General features: G+C 59.2%; 18 protein-coding genes, 1 tRNA gene and 1 pseudogene. 12 read left to right on the top strand and 8 right to left on the bottom strand.

The annotated features are described in order from the left end of the window. Positions 1-3: 3 nt before the first annotated feature. From BCA01S_RS09825 to BCA01S_RS09815, 3 genes are all read right to left on the bottom strand, one after another. A complete protein-coding gene (locus BCA01S_RS09825) occupies positions 4-462 on the bottom strand; it encodes an Lrp/AsnC family transcriptional regulator (protein ID WP_006050474.1) in 459 nt (152 codons plus the stop codon). 90 nt (positions 463-552) lie between these two features. Next, positions 553-1,182: a 3'-5' exonuclease family protein gene (locus tag BCA01S_RS09820; RefSeq protein ID WP_027776756.1), complete on the bottom strand. Its 630-nt coding sequence runs from the start codon at positions 1,180-1,182 to the stop codon at positions 553-555. Then, on the bottom strand, positions 1,179-1,823 hold the full coding sequence (locus BCA01S_RS09815; RefSeq protein ID WP_027776755.1) for an MBL fold metallo-hydrolase: 645 nt from the start codon (positions 1,821-1,823) through the stop codon (positions 1,179-1,181). The genes BCA01S_RS09820 and BCA01S_RS09815 overlap by 4 nt, the downstream gene beginning before the upstream one ends. 644 nt (positions 1,824-2,467) lie before the next feature. Here BCA01S_RS09815 and BCA01S_RS09810 point away from each other — a divergent pair. Beyond that, positions 2,468-3,073: a septal ring lytic transglycosylase RlpA family protein gene (locus BCA01S_RS09810; protein WP_408257359.1), complete on the top strand. Its 606-nt coding sequence runs from the start codon at positions 2,468-2,470 to the stop codon at positions 3,071-3,073. 138 nt (positions 3,074-3,211) lie between these two features. Here BCA01S_RS09810 and rsmI read toward each other — a convergent pair whose 3' ends face one another. Then, entirely contained in the window at positions 3,212-4,090 is an 879-nt protein-coding gene (gene rsmI, locus BCA01S_RS09805) for a 16S rRNA (cytidine(1402)-2'-O)-methyltransferase (RefSeq protein ID WP_027776753.1), read from the bottom strand. Between the two features lie 37 nt (positions 4,091-4,127). Here rsmI and BCA01S_RS34740 point away from each other — a divergent pair, with 37 nt between their 5' ends. From BCA01S_RS34740 to BCA01S_RS34735, 6 genes are all read left to right on the top strand, one after another. Further along, a complete protein-coding gene (locus tag BCA01S_RS34740; protein WP_408257476.1) occupies positions 4,128-4,598 on the top strand; it encodes a YraN family protein in 471 nt (156 codons plus the stop codon). Positions 4,599-4,835: 237 nt separating this feature from the next. Then, positions 4,836-5,429 carry a phosphoheptose isomerase gene (locus tag BCA01S_RS09795; RefSeq protein ID WP_027776751.1) on the top strand — a complete coding sequence of 198 codons (594 nt, stop codon included), beginning with the start codon at positions 4,836-4,838 and terminating at the stop codon, positions 5,427-5,429. 19 nt (positions 5,430-5,448) lie between these two features. Further along, positions 5,449-6,240 carry a BON domain-containing protein gene (locus tag BCA01S_RS09790; RefSeq protein WP_027776750.1) on the top strand — a complete coding sequence of 264 codons (792 nt, stop codon included), beginning with the start codon at positions 5,449-5,451 and terminating at the stop codon, positions 6,238-6,240. Continuing rightward, entirely contained in the window at positions 6,237-6,587 is a 351-nt protein-coding gene (locus BCA01S_RS09785; protein WP_027776749.1) for a c-type cytochrome, read from the top strand. Before BCA01S_RS09790 ends, BCA01S_RS09785 begins: the two co-directional genes overlap by 4 nt. A gap of 63 nt (positions 6,588-6,650) precedes the next feature. Further along, a tRNA-Ala gene (locus BCA01S_RS09780) sits at positions 6,651-6,726 on the top strand. 573 nt (positions 6,727-7,299) lie between these two features. Beyond that, positions 7,300-8,214: a replication initiator protein A gene (locus BCA01S_RS34735; RefSeq protein ID WP_255218471.1), complete on the top strand. Its 915-nt coding sequence runs from the start codon at positions 7,300-7,302 to the stop codon at positions 8,212-8,214. A gap of 166 nt (positions 8,215-8,380) precedes the next feature. On the opposite strand, the gene BCA01S_RS09765 is transcribed toward BCA01S_RS34735, so the two are convergent. Continuing rightward, a complete protein-coding gene (locus BCA01S_RS09765) occupies positions 8,381-9,328 on the bottom strand; it encodes a hypothetical protein (protein ID WP_027776748.1) in 948 nt (315 codons plus the stop codon). Positions 9,329-9,737: 409 nt separating this feature from the next. Between BCA01S_RS09765 and BCA01S_RS09760 the strand changes: the two genes are divergently transcribed. Continuing rightward, positions 9,738-9,983: a hypothetical protein gene (locus BCA01S_RS09760; RefSeq protein ID WP_027776747.1), complete on the top strand. Its 246-nt coding sequence runs from the start codon at positions 9,738-9,740 to the stop codon at positions 9,981-9,983. Positions 9,984-10,006: 23 nt separating this feature from the next. Then, positions 10,007-10,267, top strand: coding sequence for an antitoxin VbhA family protein (locus BCA01S_RS34730; RefSeq protein WP_156955044.1), 261 nt, complete (start codon positions 10,007-10,009; stop codon positions 10,265-10,267). Between the two features lie 77 nt (positions 10,268-10,344). Here the strand turns inward: BCA01S_RS34730 and BCA01S_RS09750 are convergent, their stop codons facing one another. Further along, complete coding sequence (locus tag BCA01S_RS09750) at positions 10,345-10,830, bottom strand: hypothetical protein (protein WP_027776746.1); 486 nt, start codon at positions 10,828-10,830, stop codon at positions 10,345-10,347. A 374-nt stretch (positions 10,831-11,204) separates the two neighbouring features. On the opposite strand from BCA01S_RS09750, the gene BCA01S_RS09745 reads away from it, so the two are divergent. Continuing rightward, positions 11,205-11,636 carry a ribbon-helix-helix domain-containing protein gene (locus BCA01S_RS09745; RefSeq protein ID WP_027776745.1) on the top strand — a complete coding sequence of 144 codons (432 nt, stop codon included), beginning with the start codon at positions 11,205-11,207 and terminating at the stop codon, positions 11,634-11,636. A gap of 87 nt (positions 11,637-11,723) precedes the next feature. Here the strand turns inward: BCA01S_RS09745 and BCA01S_RS38705 are convergent, their stop codons facing one another. After that, positions 11,724-12,092 carry a hypothetical protein gene (locus BCA01S_RS38705; RefSeq protein WP_052369447.1) on the bottom strand — a complete coding sequence of 123 codons (369 nt, stop codon included), beginning with the start codon at positions 12,090-12,092 and terminating at the stop codon, positions 11,724-11,726. Positions 12,093-12,948: 856 nt separating this feature from the next. Here BCA01S_RS38705 and BCA01S_RS09730 point away from each other — a divergent pair. Further along, the gene (locus BCA01S_RS09730; protein ID WP_027776743.1) at positions 12,949-14,763 is read left to right on the top strand and encodes an ATP-binding protein; all 1,815 of its coding nucleotides are present in this window, start codon (positions 12,949-12,951) and stop codon (positions 14,761-14,763) included. Between the two features lie 138 nt (positions 14,764-14,901). On the opposite strand, the gene BCA01S_RS09725 is transcribed toward BCA01S_RS09730, so the two are convergent. Then, a complete protein-coding gene (locus tag BCA01S_RS09725) occupies positions 14,902-15,054 on the bottom strand; it encodes a hypothetical protein (protein ID WP_156955043.1) in 153 nt (50 codons plus the stop codon). A gap of 123 nt (positions 15,055-15,177) precedes the next feature. On the opposite strand from BCA01S_RS09725, the pseudogene BCA01S_RS34720 reads away from it, so the two are divergent. Next, positions 15,178-15,837: pseudogene (locus BCA01S_RS34720) on the top strand (tyrosine-type recombinase/integrase); the annotation flags it as partial. Positions 15,838-16,103: the final 266 nt, after the last annotated feature.

Here is a 16,103-nt window from a genome sequence, read left to right as displayed (position 1 = left end):
GAATCACAGCGGTAGTTGCGTATCGAATTTGATTTCGCGCAGCACGACACTCGTGCGTACCTGAGCAACCGCTGGAATCTTGAAGATGCGTTCGTGAAGGAACGTGTCGTATGCCTTGATGTCCGGGGCGACGATCTTGAGGATGTAATCGGACTCGCCGGTGGTGCTGTAGCACTCGGTCACTTCGGGGCAAGTGGCGATTTCCCGCTCGAACTGTTCGACGCCGCCCTCGGTGTGACGCGTAAGGTGAATGTGTGCAAGAGCGCACACGTGCAGCCCCAGTTTTTCGCGATCCAGCAGCGCCGTGTAGCGCTGGATCACGCCCGATTGCTCCATGTCCTTGATGCGCCGCCAGCAAGGCGTGCTCGACAGACCGACCTGGTCGGATATTTCTTGCACCGAGCGGCGTGCATCTAGCTGCAAAAGGCGCAGGATTTTTTGAGAGAACGTATCGAGTGTCAACTGCGCCTCCGTTGGCGTCGCCGTATCACCGCATGGTAGAGGGCGCGAAAACGAAACGCAATGCAAAACGGCCTGAGCGAGGGAGATTACCTAATTTGCCGGTTCCTCAGCGGGATTTTGTCCTGACGCGTCCCCTTCTACGTCGGCCGCCGAGCCTGCCGCCTGCATTGCGCGCAGATCCTTCAGCATGTTGCAGAAAAGCGCGCCCTGCTCGATAGCGTCGTCGAGCGCCACATGCGTATGCGGATGTTCGTCGAACCAGTGTTTCGGAAAGCGCGGTTTGATGTTCTTGCGATACGGCAAGCCGGTCATTGCGAACGCGAGTGTCTTGATGTCGAGCGCCGACCACGAGAACGGGCAACGGCCGACAAAGCGCATCATGTACCAGAACATGTACGTGAAGTCGAAGCCGGCTGGCATCGCGACGAACACCGGTTTGCCGGGCAGCGCCTCCACCCAGTCGACATACGCCGCGAGCGCCGCCTCCGGACGTTGCAAGTCCTTGCGGCACGCCGCCCAGGCTTCCGGCTGTGTCTTCCACCACGCTTCTTGCACGGGATGCGGCGCGGCGCCCTCGAGCAACTCCAGATTCGCGGAGAAAGTGGCGATGAGTTGCTTGTCTTCCGTATAGGCCGCCGACGCGAAGCTCAGCATCGAATGCGGACCGGGAATCGGACCGTCCGCTTCGACGTCGGTGCTGACATAGATTTCGCTGCTCATGCGACGACTCCGTCGGCAACATAGGGATTGCTACGCCGCTCCGCGCCGAATGTCGACGTGGGACCGTGGCCCGGGACAAAGGTGACGTCGTCGCCGAGCGGCCAGAGCTTTTCGCGAATCGAGCGCACCAGATCCGCATGATTGCCGCGCGGAAAATCCGTGCGACCGATCGAACCTGCGAACAGCACGTCGCCGACCAGCGCTAGCCGATGCGCGCGGCTAAAGAACACCACATGGCCGGGCGTATGTCCCGGGCAGTGATAGACCTCGAGCGTCTCGTCGCCGAACTGCACGGTGTCGCCATTGTCGAGCCAACGGTCGGGCTCGAACGCGTCGGCTGCGGGAAAGCCGAATCGCGTGCTTTGATCGGGCAGTTTGTCGAGCCAGAAGCGTTCGTCAGGATGCGGGCCTTCGATCGGCACTCCGTAATGCGTGGCGAGTGTCTTCGCACCTGCGCAGTGGTCGATGTGACCGTGCGTCAGGAAGACTTTCTCGACGCTCACGTTCTGGCGCGCGATCTCAGCCTGAATGACGTCCAGATCGCCGCCCGGATCGACGACGGCCGCACGCCCGGTTGCCTCACAAACGAGCAACGAGCTGTTTTGCTGGAACGGCGTGACGGGGATCAAAGTGACTTTCATGTATGACGGCGCCGCGGGGAAAACGTTGATTGTACCGGCGTCTCGACGCGCCGCGCCGAGGTTTGCCGGCGCCCGCGAATGCTTGCCGCGCAGCGTTTTGTCTGTTGATTTTTGCAGCAACGGTGAAGATTCATCAAGGTTTTCAGTCGCTTAGCAACACAGCATTCTGTTTTAGGTATAATGGACCCCATGCGCGAGGAATCGTGCTGCCACAAGGCGATGCGTCCCTATCAAAAATAGGAGCGCGGATCGCCACTCAAGTATGGGCTGTCGCGGTTTTGGACGGCCATCAGGTATCGAGCTTTCGATGCACACGTCTTGTCCAGCCAGGCGCCGCGCGCCTGCTACGACTCTTACGGTCGTGACGCTGGGTGGGGCCTACGCCGCCGTTCCTGCACGCTGAGTTTCGCGCGCAAGAACGTGTTTGCCACGTTCGATGGCGGCATGTGGGGTCTGGTCAGGCTGCCGGGGACAGGTTGCGCCAGACGTGAAAATTAACCGTGCGGTAGCGGCTGAGTGAGCCGCATCCGGGCTTTGACGTTCTGCGCTCGTCTGCGCGGCGCGTTGTCGTCCTTTGCCGCCGGAGTCGCAGGCAACACGCTCAACTACGCGTGATGCGGCTCGACAATTTGATTGCACGTCTTATGAAAACTCGGTTATCCCGTAGTCTGGGGACACTTTTTGCCTTTTTTGTGCTGGCCGGTTGCGCCACGCCGCCGGGCGCCGACAGCAGCGTCGCAAGCGCCGTGCCGCTCCGCACAAAGACCGCGCAAGCAGCGTCTTTCGGACCGCAAGCCTACGGCAGCGCGCCGGCGTCCGCCGATGCTGCCGCGCAAGGGCAGTCGCTGGCCGATGCAAAGCCGCTTTCGGATGACAGTACCGGTGTTTCGGACTTTCATCAGACCGGACGCGCCTCCTGGTACGGCCGCGGCTTTCATGGCCGCCGCACCGCCAATGGCGAGCGTTACGACATGCACGCGCTGACCGCAGCGCATCGCACGTTGCCGCTCGGTTCGTACGTGCGGGTGACGAATCCCGCTACTTCGCGCTCCGTCGTCGTCCGAATCAACGACCGCGGTCCGTATGCGCGCGGCCGCGTGATCGATCTGTCGATGGCGGCAGCGAATGTTCTCGATATGCGCCATGCGGGCACCGCGCGCGTGAAGATTGAAGGTTTGACGCAGGACGAAGCGCGCCAGGCGCGTGACGAAACGCTGGCTTCCGATTCGGGTTCCATCGCGCAGAAGTAATAGGCGCACGGCGCTGTTTGCGTCGACCGGCATGGCGAACGACGCCTGCTTGCAAAAAAGCGAAAGGGCCGCTCATGCACATGGGCGGCCCTTTTTTGTTTGATCTTTGCTGCTGCGTGGAGGGCTCTGCCGCTTCCCTCAATCCTCTTCTTTCTTGAGCGCCAATGCGCGCGTGTACAGCGCGTTGCGCGACGCGCCGGTGATCGACGCCGCGATCCTGGCCGCGCTGCTCACCGTCAACTCCTCCAGCAACATCTCGAGCAACGCGTCGTGATCGTGTTCGCCGGCCGTTGCCTGTTGCGCGCCTTCGACCACCAGGACGAACTCACCGCGTTGGCGGTTTGGATCGGCCGCAAGCCACGTTGGCGCTTCGGCCAGGGTGCCGCAGTGCAAGGCTTCGTGTAACTTCGTCAGTTCTCGCGCGATGAGCAGCTTGCGCTCGCCGCCCCACGCATCGGCCAACGCCTGCACTGTTTCGACGATGCGGTGCGGCGCTTCGTAAAAGACCATCGCGTGCGGATGCTGCGCGAGCGTTTGCAGCGCGGCGGCGCGGGCCTTAGGTTTCGGCGGAAGAAAGCCGAGGAACGAGAACGTCGAGACCCAATCCCCCGCCGCGCTCAGCGCGGTGGCAAGAGCACTGGCGCCCGGCAGCGGAATCACTGCGAAGCCCGCTTCGCGAGCTGCATCGACGAGTTTTGCGCCCGGATCGGAAATGCCGGGAGTGCCCGCGTCGGACACATAAGCGACGCGCTCGCCTGCTTGCAAATGCTCGACGATGCGTTGCGCGGCGGCTCGCTCGTTATGTTGATGAACCGCGATGAGCGGCTTTGAGATGCCATAGCGCGCAAGCAACTGACCAGTGTTGCGCGTGTCTTCCGCGGCGATGCGATCTACGAGTCCGAGCACATGCAGCGCGCGCAGCGTGATGTCGGCGACGTTGCCGATCGGCGTGGCCACCACATACAGCGCGGCGGCGGGGTACTGCTGTCCTTGCGCGAGTTCAGAGAGAGGAGTCATGAGGCAGAAAACGCAAACGGACGGAATGAGGCCGTCATTGTGCCACGCAGCGCCGCGCGTTCCGGCCGGAGCGAGGAATGCCGACGCGGCGGGCAAGAAGCCGAACGCAAGCGCCGCCATAACAAACAACTTTTCCGGGCAGGCGGGGTCCAAACTCGTCGGCGCGGCATTCGAGGTGCGTGCGCAGGAGTTTTTGCAGCGTCAGCGTTTGCGGTTCGTGGCGCGCAATGTGTGCTGCCGCGGCGGAGAAATCGACCTCGTGATGCGCGAGCGCGATGGCGCGCTTGTATTCGTCGAAGTTCGTGCGCGCGCGCAACGCAAGTATGGCGGCGCGGCTGCGAGCATCGGTTGGCAGAAGCGGCAACGAATCGTACGCGCCGCGCAGCACTATCTTGCGACCCAGCGTTCGCATTCGCGGGATCAGCCCGCTTGCCGCTTCGACGTGATTGCGTTCGAAGCGGGGCGCCTCGTCTGGTTACGCGATGCTTTCCGTGCAGACGAAGTGTGACGCAATGCGCGGAGAAACAGGGTTAGTGCGATAAACTTGCGCTCGCGTGCGAGCTACGGGGCGAAATGGTGAGATTTCAGCGTGCTTCACAGCGCATTTTGCGAGGTGTCGAAACGCACACAGTTCGTTGCGCTCAAAGTTCAGTGGAGCGCTATTGCTTGCAGCAAGACTTCATTCACACAACTTCACAACACGGCCGCATGTCGCGGCTTACTTGCGGTAGAAGATAGAGACTCGATGTCAGTCGAACGCATTCAACAACACTTCCGCGATAGCGCGGCAGTCAAACTCGAAGCTTTGGAAACCTTGTCGATGCCGATTGCCGCAGCAATCGACACGATGTTTGCCGCGCTTGCCAACGGCAACCGTATTCTTGCGTGCGGCAATGGCGGTTCCGCAGCGGACGCGCAGCATTTTGCCGCTGAACTGATCGGCCGCTTCGAACGCGAGCGGCCTGGCTTGCCGGCCGTCGCACTCAGTACCGATACGTCGGTGCTCACCGCCATCGCTAACGATTATTCGTTCGAGCAGATTTACTCGAAGCAGGTGTGGGCATTGGGTCAGCCGGGCGATGTCCTGCTCGCGATCAGCACGTCGGGCAATTCCGCGAATGTGATTGCCGCGATCGAAGCCGCGCACGAGCGCGAGATGATTGTCGTCGCGTTGAGTGGAAAGGGCGGCGGACGCATGCAGGAAGTATTGAGCGATACCGACATCCACGTGTGCGTGCCGTCAGATCGCACCGCGCGCATCCAGGAAGTGCATTTGCTGACCATCCATTGTCTATGCGACGGCATCGATGCCATGTTGCTGGGCGAAGACCGAGATTGATCCGAAGGAGAGCTAGTTGATGAGCGTATTCCGCGTCAAGAAGACACTGGTGAGAACCGTGCTGGTGGTTGGGTTTGCGGCGGGGTTGTCCGCGACGTTGCAGGGTTGTTTTCTCGCCGTTGCGGGCGCGGCGGGCGGGGGCGCGTTGATGGCGACCGACCGGCGCACAATCGGCGCGCAGACCGAGGACCGCGAGATCCAGGTGAAGGCGCTTTCGCAGATCAGTCAGAACCTGCCGGATTCGGCGCACGTCAACGTGACGGTGTTCAACCGCCGCGTGCTGCTGACCGGCGAAGTGGCAGGCGATGCGTCCAAGCAGCGCGCCGAAAGTGTCGTGCGTGGTTTAAACAACGTGAATACGATCGTCAACGAACTCACGATCATGCCGGCGAGTTCATTCTCCTCGCGCACGAACGACACGTATCTCGAGACGCGCGTGAAAACCGCGCTGATCGCCGAGAAGGATATCTCGGCGAACGATTTCAAGGTCGTCGCCGAGCGCGGTTCCGTCTATCTGATGGGCCTCGTCACGATGGACGAAGGCAATCGCGGCGCGGACGTCGCCAGCCGGGTGCCGGGCGTCACGCAGGTCGTGAAGGTATTCCAGTACATCCAGCCGCAAGAGGCCGCGGCGGCAAATGCGGCTGCGGCGACAGCGCCTGTTGCCGCGTCGCAGCCGGATGCTGGCGCGGCGACGGTTGGGACGATTCCGGACTCATCGGTCAGCGCGAGGCCGCTCGAGCAGCAGGCGCCGGCGCCGGTCACGAACTCGAACGCGGTGCATCCTGGCAATCCGAAGGCGCCGCAATGAAGCTCGGAGTTGTTGGCGTTGTTATCGCTTCTTTGATGTTCAGGGCGGCGAGCTTGTTTGTATCGACGGCCTACGCGGCCGATATGCCGAGCGGTCAGCGGGTCGCTAACGCCAATGCCTGCATGGGATGCCATGCGGTGGATCGCAAACTGGTCGGTCCGTCGTTTCAGCAGATCGCCGCCAGATACAAGGGCGACGCCCAGGCTCCCGCGAAGTTGGCGCGTAAGGTGAAGGACGGCGGCTCGGGTGTGTGGGGCATGATTCCAATGCCCGCGCATCAGTCGATGAGCGATGCGGATATTCGCGCGGTGGTCGATTGGGTGCTTGCTGGGGCGCCTTCGAAGTGAGTTTTTGCTGGGCTGGCGGCTTGGCAAAACGGAAAATGCTTGTGCTAGAATAATTTGCACGTTGGGGGGGTAGCTCAGCTGGGAGAGCGTCGCGTTCGCAATGCGAAGGTCGGGAGTTCGATCCTCCTCCTCTCCACCAAAATTTTCAATAAAAACAACGCACTACGTCTTGCGATGTAGTGCGTTGTTTTGCTTTATTTCGCAGTTTTTTGCATACCCGTTGTGGCAAATTTGTGGCGGACCGGTCGTTCTTCGCGATGCAGCGATGGGGTGGAAAAAATTTGCTCGGAAATTACCGTGATCGCCACGGTTGAACCGACGAACCTTGCATGCATTCGCAACCCACTGCGGCCAAGTGCACGAATCGCCTTGGCCCACCCCGGCCAACATGCAAGCGCTTTTAACCGTCGATCAGCTGTCTGAATACCTGCGGAAATCTGTCGCCAGCATTCGCAGCGACGCCACCCGCAACCCGGCTGCCCTTCCTCCGATATGCCGTATTCCAGGCACGAAGCGGCTCCTATGGCGAGTTGAAGATGTCGAGAATTGGTTGGCGAGTCACGTTGCGACCGAGGGCGCATCCCAGCCGATGCAGCCAGCCACGGGGCGTTTGCGGCGAGGGCGGCCTACCAAGGCGGAGCAAGTGGCAAGAGAGAAGCGGCACGCGGATTCGAAGCTCTCGAATTTGCCGCCTGCGTCGAGGGCCTAGAATTTGTGCCCGCGTCACGACGAAGTCGCTCGTACAGAGCGACTAACGAGTTCCCGCGCTTCTCGAGATTTTTTCCTCGCCGATATCGTCGGCTTTGCGCTGAAAGCCGACGCCACCAGCATGGAAGTGCCGATCTTCTCACTTTCCACGCGGCCGGACCTTTCGATCCAGCAGTGGGCGAGCCAAGACGGCAAACGTCGGATAACGGTCACGCCGAGCGTGCTTGGGCGTGCGACGCAGCATGACAAGGACGTCCTCATTTATGTGACTTCGCAACTTACCGCGGCGGTGGATCGCAAGTTGCCGGACGCGAACTATCGAACGGTTCGCTTCATGGCATACGATTTCTTCAAGACCACTGGTCGCGGGACAAGCGGGGCAGAGTACAGGGCACTGAAGCTGTCTTTAAGGCGATTGCACGGGACCACTATAACGACCAACATCTCCACCGGCGGGATGCAGATCGACGAAGGATTTGGGCTGATTGATAGCTGGAGAACTATCGCGAGCCACGACCGGCCGGGGACGATGATTGCCGTTGAGATCACCTTGTCGATCTGGCTGTTCAGCGCTATACGGTCCTTCGAGGTATTCACGCTCCACAAGGACTACTTCCGCCTGAGAAAGCCGATCGAGCGGCGCCTTTATGAACTCGCGCGAAAGCACTGTGGGCGTCAGGCGACCGCTCGCATTGGACTGGAGCTGCTGCGGCAGAAGGCCGGCAGCAAGGCAAGTCCCAAAGAGTTTCGGCGGATGGTGCGCGACGTGATGATTGCTGACTCGTTGCCAGAATATCGGCTGCTACTGAGCCAGAGCGATATCGTCACGATTTACACGAAGGATCATCGTAAATTGGCGCGCGCGCTTTCGGGGCATTTGACGAACAGAGTACCTATCGTGGTATCACCCACCAAGTAGCGAAATGCCGCCGAAATACACGTGTTATCGCCCACTCTTTCCTGTGGACAGACACGTGTTATCGCCCACCGATGTATCGTGATTTCGGCCACCGGTTGTTTTGCCGGCGCCGCGCTGCAGTTGATGTTCGGGCCCTAGCACCGGTCCGTAACGCGCGCGCGATTTTTTAACTTTTATAATCTTTAACGCGTCTTAGCCTCGCAAGATGTGGAATTCGACTTTCGATACTTTCGCGAAGGGTCGGACTGGCGGAATTTTCAAGCCACTCAAGGTAACCCAGCACCTTCAACTCGATATCTGATGGCGACCTGCTGATGCGCAAGACATCCATCCTTTCTTCCTCGGAGCAAAAAGCGCCCGGCCACTTGGCATAGCGTTCAATGTCGGCTGCGGAAACGCCGACTGATTTGCGATAGGAAGGCTCATACTTCAGGCGGCGAATCTCCATGTCGACGAGCTCGCGGTTGATTGCGCCATATACGCAAAATGCGCTGAAGGTGTTGAAGGCGTCAAACTGATCCCACAGTTCGGCGGCGTCCATGCACATGCGAACACACCGGTATGCCCCCACACCGTCGGTGGCGCCGACCGAGTTCACGACTTGATGTAGGCGATACAGCGCAATCGAATCAGCCAAGTCCCGTAACTCAATTTCTTCGTCAAGAAACCGCCGGTCTCGCAGCAGCAGGCTGCATTCGAAGTTGTATAGCGATTCTTCAAACGACAGGTCGGGGCCGGTGAATGCTTCACCAGCGTCGATTTCAGGATCTGGTCGGTAAGGCGTGTCATAACCGATAGAAGCGGCGATGGACCAAAGTTGATGAACAGGTCCCCAAAGGGCCTCCCACAGTCGACCCGGCCCCTCCAGGAAATATTGACCCGCGTCTGGAAACAGCTTCGACAATTGCGCCAACCCTTTAGGAGAAAGTGCTTGCTCCCCTCTAATGATTGGGTACCATTTTTTTTGGTCCTTCGTTGCCGTAACCTGTTTGATCTTTTTGCTCGGTTTGCGGCTCGGAACATCCACGTCCGCCCATGAGGCGGTTGCCTCATCAAACCACTGGGCAAACTGATTCGGATTCGCGGAGCCTGTCCGCCTCATCAACTCATGCATCAGTACGACCGTTCTGACGCAACGTCGCCGCTTTTCTTCTGTGGCTGATGGCCGAAGACCAATTTGCATATCTTGAACTTGCCCCGTAGCTATGAGTGCCGATGTGTTTTGTCACGAAGTTTACCGCGAGGCCGACGACTACAGCTCGCGTGAGAGACGGTTGTTGGCAACGAAACAGCGCCCACAACGAAGCCACCACCGCGTCGGAGTCGTCCAACAGGGCATCGCAGCATCGCCCCCCTAGACACACGGAGATCGGTTCAGTGCGGCCCTGCAGGGGGTCTTTGCGCGCCCCCATGGTCGAGGTAGTATGCAATGCGGCCATCAGCGATTGCTTCTGGAAGCGGTGCGCGACCGCCCCGGTCGAAATTGCAGCCCGAAAAGACGTTCGTGGGCCGGAGTTATGACGATGCAGATCCCAAACGATAGCCTGCGCGAATTTGTGACGGGCCTCGCAAAGCAGCATGGCGTCCGTTACACCACCTTCGACAGGGTCTTTGACCGCGTTTTTCGGCGCGAGGTTGGGTGGGATGATACGGAAAGGATGATTGTTGCATTGCGCAGGCGGAACGTAATCGACGGGGCCACGATGACGACGCTGATGGCGCGTTACTTTGCCGAGCTAGCAGCCAAGCGGACACCCCTCATGAAATGAACATCAATAGCTAGGACATGGTCATGCTCCCCGCCTGGGAACTTGCTAAACGTCGTGCCACGGTAGCCAATGCGATTGCCACGCAGAGGCTTGAAGGGCTGGTTGTGAATTCCGAGACAATCGCTGATCTCGAAAGCTGGGCGAACGGTGAAATCAATTTGACGATGGTACGTGAGCGAGCCTTGGGACGTATTGAAGCGGCCAGACTGCGCCGGCAAGCAGAGACGACGCGTCCCTCAGGCGACGAGGTGCGCGCCGAATACAAAGGCTCATCGCCAACCTAAAGCAGGCAGGCTGAGATTTCTCTGCGATTGTCTCTGCATGATCGTCCTCGAAGCGCGGCCGGCCATCGGGATCCGTGCTACTCGTCCAAATTGATGCGCCGGTGGATGTCCCGGGTGAACATCGGCATGGGATCCCTGTACCCCTCGGGGGAGAAAGTGACTTGCTTCTGCCTCGCTACACTTTCAAACTCGGACTTTGCGGTATTCGCGGGCGGTGCCTGAATACGCTCATTTTTTGGTGAGCTACGAAGATCATCGACGGCGCCCCGTTTCCTGCGCTCCGCGCGAATCCGTTTCATTGCGCTCTTTAACGTTTCCAGCGTGACATCGAGCTGCTGCTCAGCTAGGCCGCGAATAATCGCCTCGAGTCGCCATCCTTCCGACTGGGCAGTTTCAATTTCATTAAACAGAGTTCGCAATCGGCCCGCTTTCGTTCGACACGGGCTCGCCGCCGTGACGGTGAATCGCGGAAATTCTTCAGTCGCTTTTTTGGAGTCTGTCATCTTGTGGGCAGTTTTTTGACGATAGGCGGTGGACTTATCGCGACGGCAGTTATCCAGCATTGCCCCCGTTGCGCCCACGTGTTGCACTCGAATTGCACCCGCCACATCGTACGCGAATTTTCCTGCCCCCAGAACGCCCTTTTTCTGCCCTCGCGGTGCCCTCGAGAAGCGAGACTACCGTGTTCTTGGCGCCAAAGTTGACCTATGGCTCCCGTGCTTGCCGTTCGAGGCATCACGAAGCTGCGGTTTTATCCCGAAAACCTAGTTCTAACCTCGAAAATCCACAGATAGTGGAACATAAAGAGCGTGCGCCAGCGCCGCTCATTTTTTCGTGCTGAAGCCTCTCACTATTAGCTTTGGAGCGTGCTACGCTGTCGCCGTTTTGGCTGTTTTCGTGCCGCAAAACGGGGCACATTCTTGGAATGCCGGTTTTCATGAAGAAAGAGCACACATCGATCCGATTGGATCCCGCCGTTTTGGCCCGTTTGAAGGACATGGCTCAGGAGAGGTCCACGACGGCGACTGCGCTGATCGACCTCGCCATCGAGCGATTTCTTGCGCACGAAACGGTCGTCGGCGAGTTGCGGGGAATGGAGCAACGTCTCGCCGCGACAATCGTGCGCGGCTTAGGTGAGACCGCTCGCGTGGGCGATGACGTGCAACTGGTGATCGCCCAGGTCGATCAGTTGATCCGCTTCATGTTCCAAGTCACGCCAGAGGTATTTGACAAGGACGCGGCAGCCATCGTCGGCTCGCGCCGATATGCGGGTTTTCTGGAGTCGTTCGCGAAGGAATTTGTGAGCCGGAAACGCCGGGCAGGATTCGCGGCAAAGGTGGAGGATGCCATGGCCGGCGACAGTAACTGATCGCTAACACTGCATCGGCGGGGGAGGCGAGCCGCGGAGTCGAAACGGCCATCCGGACGCTGAGGAGATGCTTCCCGCACTCCGCGTTCAGTCAGTTTCCTGCTCAGGAGGCAAGGCCGGGTCAGTCGGGTTGTCATAGCGAAGAACCGAACCACGTAGCCGTTCAATGGGCATGACGTTAGGGCTATCAGCCGTGTCAAACTTGTCGTGGCCGCAAGCGCGCTCCCATTTCTCGGGTGACACGTTTGTATGCAGCCCGAGCTGCCTCGCTGTTTCAATGGGCAGACGCACCACGACATCGGCGCCGCCCTGTTCTCCCATGCGCGTGCGCATTTCGACCGCCACGCCTTGCAATTCTAGATAGACGACACCCATCTCGAACACCTCTTCATAGAAGTGCCAAGATGGCTCGCCCGACTCGGAATGATGATGTGCAAGTGTCGCCTTGGTGCTCATGGGATGCCTTCGTGGGAGACCTACAGGGACAGTGTAGCGGGGCGGAACCGCGATTCAAAAGGGCGCGGCTTGACCGTCGTGCTAAGCCGCACGCAAAACGAGATCAGATGTTATGTCCAGTTCCGGCGCTTTCATGATCGGATAATAGTCAAGCGCAGCAGATTGCCGAGCCGGTGCGTTGTGATATGCGCCAGGATAAACGTATGCGTCCACCCCTGCGAAGCCGCGCACAATGTTCGGCGCGACGCTACACAGGCGCGTCGATCACGGGCCAGCGACGATGAAGAACATACCAGCCGCAGAAGCTAGCATATGCGACGATAACTCCAACCTAATCGGGCATGCATTACGGGTCGCCGTACCCGTTCAGGGTATCTGGACGACTATCTGAAACAGACCGGCCTGGGCGATGAGCCGAAAGATCCGCTGTCCCGCACGACGTGCAGGCACCGGGAAACTAAGTTACACACCGCTGCCACAGGCGAACGCGCATGCGATGGTGCGGCGCGGGGCAGGCGTCGGCATAGGGATCGGCAAGCACACATTTCGCGCAACGGGCATCACTGCCTACCTGAAAAACGGCGGCACGCTCGAGAACGCCGAAGCGATGGCCACCCACTCGTCGCCTCGGCGGAATGCAGCGCGAAGCCGAATTCCTCAGTCGATTCGATGTGGATTCTCGAAAGAATAGAGGGTCACTCGTCATTGACTTTTCCAGACCGGAAGCGGAATCTTTATGTCGTTGAAATCTCGACTCTCTTCGTCCTGGCTTCGGCTCGCATGATGGAGTTTGGGATGAGACACCTCTGAAACGAAAGGTCGTTCCCCCCATCTTTCGAAACAAAGGAGTCATGCTGTGAGTACGACACTGAAGCCAGGCAACACCTTGGCGCTAAAGGTTGCCAATACCGGGTTCATGCTCGACCGTCTTGGGATGGACTGTGACGATCTGCAGTTCCTCCGGGAATTGACAAAGAACTCGATCGAAGCCATTCAACGATTGTCCGACACGAAGGGAGAGATTGTTTGGGATGTTGATTGGCTCAACCATGAACTCCTCGGGGTTTATCGTTTGTCCATCACCGATACCGGCACCGGTATGGACGGAGAGGAGATGGTTAAATACATCAACCAGTTGTCCTCCTCCAGCGTCATTCAGTCCCATGTCACGAATTACGGGGTCGGTGCAAAAATTTCTGCCGCTACGCGCAACCCTGCTGGTCTTCAATATATCTCGTGGAAAAACGGCGTCGGCACCATTATCAATCTTTGGAAAGACCCGAAAACGGGTGAATATGGTTTGCAGCAGATGGTACGACCCGACGGCACATTTGGTTACTGGGCTTATCTCACCGACGAAGCAAAGCCAAACCAGGTCGGCACACATGGCACCAAAGTCGTACTGATGGGGCGGTCGGAAGATCACAACACCATGGACGCGCCGCCGGGCGCACCGAGCCCGTCACGATGGGTTACACGCTATCTCAACACGCGTTTCTACGACATTCCGGAAGGTATCACTATCAAGGCGCGCGAGGGCTGGACGTTCGATCGCAGCGACAAGGATCGCAACCTGTTGCGCACGATTACCGGTCAGAAGCGCTATCTGGACGGGCATGCGACTTACAAGGGTTCGCTTTCACTCCAATCCGCAGTCGCGTATTGGTGGATCCTGAAGCAGGAACCCGCGCTGACGCAGAACTCGGGGTTTATTGCGTCGAGCGGACATACTGCGGCACTATGGCAAGGTGAGCTTTACGAGAGCACTTCCGGACGTTCAAGCACGGCAGCACTCCAAGGGTTTGGCGTCGTCTTTGGCTACAACCGAGTAGTCATTTACGTCGAACCGGTGGGCGACGAAATCACCACAAACACTGCCCGGACCAATCTCCTGATCGCGGGGCGTCCCTGTCCATGGGCAGACTGGCAAGATGAATTCCGCGCGAACATGCCCAAGGAGATTATTGCGCTGATGGAAGATGTCGCGTCGACCTCTGAAAAAACCGACCATTCTGATTCGATCCGGGATCGACTCAAACAAGTGGAAGATCTGTTCAACTTGAGCCGCTATAGGCCCAGCGAGAGCGGCACAGTCTTGGTTGATGGGGAAACCACCGCGTTGTCTGGCGGACAAGTTGAAGGGGCCGACAAGCATGGTCGCAAGAGCGCGGGTAGCACGGGAAAGGTTGCTGGAAAGGTGCCGTCCGCGTATGCGCTCTTTCTTTCCGACAAGGGCGTTCCCGGTCAGCCGACAAAGCCTGACGTTTTCCCACGGATCCGATGGATCAGCCTAGCCGAGGGAACGAGAAATCAGGGAGATCTGGAAGATCGTGCCGCGAAGTACCTCAAGAAGGAAAATCTGATTCTCGTGAACTCGGACTTCCGAATCTTCAAGGATATGATCACGCGTTGGTCGGCACAGTTCGCATCGACACCGGGTGCGAGCGGGACCGTCAACGAGGTTGTCCGGGAATGGTTTGAGCAGTCCTTGGTCGAGGTTGTCCTGAGTGCCAATGCGTTACGTGGCTCGCAGCATTGGACCGACGATAAGATCGATGAACTTCTGTCCGAGGAAGGACTTACCGCTGCAGTGTTACCGCGGTATCACATCGATTTCAGCATCAAGAGGAGCTTGGGCTCGAAATTGGGAGCAGTAAAGAAAAGCGCTTAGCTGATGAACGGGCGCGCTCGCGCGTTAGAACAACGCCGCACAGGGTCCGAATCAATTCACCTACGATTCGGACCCGACGGCTTTCACTCCTCGCTGCCGATACCGTGGGCGATGGCATCGTTGCCTGCCCGGACGCTTTCAGTTTTTCAGGCGATGCGGTGAGTGGCTACAGAAAAGCGGCAAGCCCTTTTCGACGCCGTCCTTGGTGCCGATCAGCAGATGCGCGCCATTGGCCTGCTCGCTTTGCAGGTAATCGTATACAGCGAGCGCGCGCCGGATGACCTCGCCCATGCTGTCGGCATGAACCTCGTCGCGAATCAGTTCGAGCTGTTCCTTGACCTCAACCGTCATGTCCAGATTGAGTCTGGGACCTTGGGCTGCTTTCGGGCTGAGCGCATTTCACTTCCAATAACTGATGGGCTCGTCACCGGCCAGGTCGTGCGGCATAACCCGGCCGCGTCGGTGCGCGGCCCCAGTCACACCAAGAAAAAGGGCAAGACGCCGGTGCTCGATGCAACGGAAGCGCGGTAGCTGCTCGACGCATCGATGTGACCACGCCGATCGGGCTGAAGGACCGCGCGCTGATTGCGCTGATGGTGTTTTCGTTCGCGCGGGTCGGCGCGGCGCTCGCCATGCGCCTAGAAGACGTCCACGTACAGCAGCGGCACCTGTGGGTGCGTCTGCGTGAAAAGGGCGGCAAGGCGCACGCCATGCCCTGCCACCACACACTCGAGGCGTACCTGCACGCGTATCTCGAAGGCACCGGCATCGCGAATGACCCGAAAGGGCCACTCTTTCGCACAATCGCACGCGGCACCGGGCAGCTGAGCACTGCACCGTTGCCGCAGGCCAACGCGTACGCGATGGTGCGGCGCCGGGCGCTCGCCACGGATATCGCCACGAAGATCGGCAACCATACGTTCCGCGACCGGCATCACTGCCTACCTGAAGAATGGCGGCACGCTCGAGAACGCCGCGGCGATGGCGAACCATGCGTCAACGCGCACCACGCAGCTGTACGACCGGCGACGCGACGACATCGGTCTGGACGAGGTGGAGCGGATCCGCGTGTAACGGCGAGGTATCGCCGCAAAGGCGTATTTATACGCACGCTGACGCGGCTCGAATGTCGCTGACCGACCCTGAACGGTGTGTCGACCCGCGCGGTCCTCTAAAGCTGATCTCGTGAGCTTAGCGACGTTCAAACGTTTGATCGAAAACACCGGTGACTGGCGGATCATTCGGTACCCGTAGGACGCGTGCTTCTATGTCTGCATTTGGACGCGTATACTCGTTCGCCTCGCCGGAAGAGGCGCGCCAGGAGCGTGTCTAGCCCCGCA

This window comes from Paraburkholderia caledonica NBRC 102488, assembly GCF_000685095.1.
Lineage (GTDB): Bacteria > Pseudomonadota > Gammaproteobacteria > Burkholderiales > Burkholderiaceae > Paraburkholderia > Paraburkholderia caledonica.
Note: the sequence above shows the minus strand (reverse complement) of the source record. Positions and strands in the feature narration are given on the sequence as shown.

What these genes read in the sequence shown, in the direction of transcription:
- BCA01S_RS09820 (WP_027776756.1), bottom strand. Translation starts at nt 1,182, where the DNA reads ATGAGCAGCGAAATCTATGTCAGCACCGACGTCGAAGCGGACGGTCCG.
- BCA01S_RS09815 (WP_027776755.1), bottom strand. Translation starts at nt 1,823, where the DNA reads ATGAAAGTCACTTTGATCCCCGTCACGCCGTTCCAGCAAAACAGCTCG.
- BCA01S_RS09810 (WP_408257359.1), top strand. Translation starts at nt 2,468, where the DNA reads ATGAAAACTCGGTTATCCCGTAGTCTGGGGACACTTTTTGCCTTTTTT.
- rsmI (WP_027776753.1), bottom strand. Translation starts at nt 4,090, where the DNA reads ATGACTCCTCTCTCTGAACTCGCGCAAGGACAGCAGTACCCCGCCGCC.
- BCA01S_RS09795 (WP_027776751.1), top strand. Translation starts at nt 4,836, where the DNA reads ATGTCAGTCGAACGCATTCAACAACACTTCCGCGATAGCGCGGCAGTC.
- BCA01S_RS09790 (WP_027776750.1), top strand. Translation starts at nt 5,449, where the DNA reads ATGAGCGTATTCCGCGTCAAGAAGACACTGGTGAGAACCGTGCTGGTG.
- BCA01S_RS09785 (WP_027776749.1), top strand. Translation starts at nt 6,237, where the DNA reads ATGAAGCTCGGAGTTGTTGGCGTTGTTATCGCTTCTTTGATGTTCAGG.
- BCA01S_RS09765 (WP_027776748.1), bottom strand. Translation starts at nt 9,328, where the DNA reads ATGCATGAGTTGATGAGGCGGACAGGCTCCGCGAATCCGAATCAGTTT.
- BCA01S_RS09760 (WP_027776747.1), top strand. Translation starts at nt 9,738, where the DNA reads ATGCAGATCCCAAACGATAGCCTGCGCGAATTTGTGACGGGCCTCGCA.
- BCA01S_RS34730 (WP_156955044.1), top strand. Translation starts at nt 10,007, where the DNA reads ATGCTCCCCGCCTGGGAACTTGCTAAACGTCGTGCCACGGTAGCCAAT.
- BCA01S_RS09750 (WP_027776746.1), bottom strand. Translation starts at nt 10,830, where the DNA reads ATGCTGGATAACTGCCGTCGCGATAAGTCCACCGCCTATCGTCAAAAA.
- BCA01S_RS09745 (WP_027776745.1), top strand. Translation starts at nt 11,205, where the DNA reads ATGAAGAAAGAGCACACATCGATCCGATTGGATCCCGCCGTTTTGGCC.
- BCA01S_RS38705 (WP_052369447.1), bottom strand. Translation starts at nt 12,092, where the DNA reads ATGAGCACCAAGGCGACACTTGCACATCATCATTCCGAGTCGGGCGAG.
- BCA01S_RS09725 (WP_156955043.1), bottom strand. Translation starts at nt 15,054, where the DNA reads ATGGGCGAGGTCATCCGGCGCGCGCTCGCTGTATACGATTACCTGCAA.